Here is a 219-nt window from a genome sequence, read left to right as displayed (position 1 = left end):
TGGTGGAGGCTGAGGGGATCGAACCCCCGACCCTCTGCTTGTAAGGCAGATGCTCTCCCAGCTGAGCTAAGCCTCCTCAACGGAACACTTCTTATATTATACCACAACAAACTTTTTATTGCAACTTTTTGTGGTTATTTTTTATGACCCGTAGGGGATTCGAACCCCTGTTACCTCCGTGAAAGGGAGGTGTCTTAACCCCTTGACCAACGGGCCATG

At 49.3% G+C, this 219-nt stretch carries 2 tRNA genes; both read right to left on the bottom strand.

Annotation, left to right across the window (positions count from 1 at the left end):
• Positions 1-76 (bottom strand) — tRNA-Val (locus tag HFD99_RS25415).
• Positions 77-144: 68 nt separating this feature from the next.
• Positions 145-216, bottom strand: a tRNA-Glu gene (locus HFD99_RS25410).
• Between the last annotated feature and the right edge of the window lie 3 nt (positions 217-219).

Source organism: Paenibacillus sp. EKM301P (assembly GCF_011800295.1).
Taxonomy (GTDB): domain Bacteria; phylum Bacillota; class Bacilli; order Paenibacillales; family Paenibacillaceae; genus Paenibacillus; species Paenibacillus polymyxa.
The sequence above is the reverse complement of the archived record's forward strand: the minus strand, read 5'-3'. Positions and strand labels throughout refer to the sequence as shown.